This window comes from Desulfovibrio inopinatus DSM 10711 (assembly GCF_000429305.1).
GTDB classification, from domain to species: Bacteria; Desulfobacterota; Desulfovibrionia; order Desulfovibrionales; family Desulfovibrionaceae; genus Alteridesulfovibrio; species Alteridesulfovibrio inopinatus.
The window spans coordinates 1-1,957 of record NZ_AUBP01000060.1 but is presented as its reverse complement, the minus strand read 5'-3'; the positions used below and the strand labels follow the sequence as shown (position 1 = coordinate 1,957).

Here is a 1,957-nt window from a genome sequence, read left to right as displayed (position 1 = left end):
TTTGTAGCGCGGCGCCATTCCTTCTCCTTCTTAGTGAAGAGAGAATAGCCTATTGCAATACAAATGCGAAGACTTAAATTTTACGATGTACTAGGAACTGTGGTCAACATAATTAAATATTAGGTCTCGTTACCATTTTTGACATGCAGTCATTTGACCAGGACTTCGCTATCAGACTGGGCAACTTTTCTTTGTCGGGGAAAAATATTCAGCCAGGGGGTGGCCCCTGGCTGAATTATGCGCAAAATGCATTTGAGAATGAATCGGACGACAATGCAATTATAGCATCAATCTCCTTGTTGACTATCTTAAAAAGATCCCCCCGATTAGTTTGATCCTTTAAATACGTGAATAGGTCGCTACGTCTTTCCTAAACTCCTCGTCCATGGTTTCCGTTAGAGACGGTTTGAAAAGATTAATTGCATCGACTATAATGCTTGTTGTCACCGGGAAGTTGATTCTGCTCTCACATTCTTTTTCAAAAGCCTGCTGGGCGACGTTTTGGAAAAGATATTCAATATCTGCTGGAGTGAATTTCGTGGTTAAAGTTATAAGAAGGTCCAAATCAATAACTTCGGTGTTCATCTTTGACAGATAGTAACTCAGTACTGTTCTTCTTCCATCGTCATCCAAAGAGCCAACAGGGATGACGTAATCAAAACGTCCAGGGCGTAGTAGTGCAGCGTCTAGTTGACGGATGTAATTTGTCGCGCATACAAGCAGCACCTTGTTGGTATGGCTTTTCATGAGCGGTACCTGCTTAAGAAACTCGTTGGTGATCGACCTGTCTACTCGGTTTGCCGTATCTCGGCTACCAGCAAGTTCTTCAAATTCATCTATGAATAGGACGACTTCATCCAAATTACGGGCTTTTTCCATAAGTTCACGCAGATGCATTCCAATTTTATCTACACCGTCGATCATGAGTATACTTGGCACAATTTCAACGTACCACCAGGCTAATCTTCCAGCCATCGCCTTGACAAAATGGGTCTTACCTGTGCCTGGCGGACCGAAAAAAATGATGTTTTTGGGTGGAATGACACCATGCTTCTGTGAGAGATCTCCTTCAATCAAGGGAAGAATGATCTTCTTTTGGATCAATTGCTTGGGAGGTTGCGTGTCGGAAATGGTATCCCAGATATCCCTGCTAATAGTGCGCGCACCCATTTGCACCAGGAGTTTTTCCTGGTTGTGAGTGGTAACTTCTTCGTCCGTTCCAATGTTTTCGAGAAAGTCGTTACAGGCGATCCTGAAACCGACATCTCGATTCAGTCTTTCGGACAAGATCCATTTGTGCCGCATAATTTTTTTCCAAAGATTGGTCGCGACGTCCGTATCGAACTTCGCGCCGCTGGCTTCGAAAATCTTGCTAACACACGCTTCGGGCTTAGGTGGATCAAATATTTTATTGTCCAATATATGGACTCCTTATAACGATTTATCGTCACACATGTCGTGCGTCAAAACCGTTACGTTAAATGCCTGTCTTAAATGAAAATTCTTTTGAGAGAATAAGGCATAGTTTGAGATTGTCACGGAATATATTTTAGTTTCTGATATTCAGTTGCAATATGCTGTTTTCAATAGTCTCTTCCATAGCTGTTTTCTGGAGTCCCTCATATTTTGTGCATATCATCTCAGACCAATGAACTAAAAAGAGCAATGTCTAATGGAATTCCCAATATAAATCCATGCAAAAAATGATTTTTCATATTCACACATCTTCTTATACATGTCAGACTTGGTGACAGATTGGGCAAAAAGAAAGAGATCAAAAACAGGCAAGCGGGTTGAAAGGCGAGTTTGAAAACATGGTCATGCTGTTATCGGACGAAAAGAACTCAACCAGAAGTATAAATACTAGGGCGTGTTTCTAAATTACCGCAACCAGATGAGACATGAGGCGATAGTAACCATTGCCAAGAAAGTCATCTGCAATTTTTCGTAACGAGTA

The 1,957-nt window shown here is 41.6% G+C and carries 1 protein-coding gene; it reads right to left on the bottom strand.

The genetic code is table 11. The features are described 5' to 3' along the window. Positions 1–339: 339 nt before the first annotated feature. A complete protein-coding gene (locus G451_RS0120270) occupies positions 340–1,419 on the bottom strand; it encodes an ATP-binding protein (RefSeq protein WP_027185677.1) in 1,080 nt (359 codons plus the stop codon). Positions 1,420–1,957: the final 538 nt, after the last annotated feature.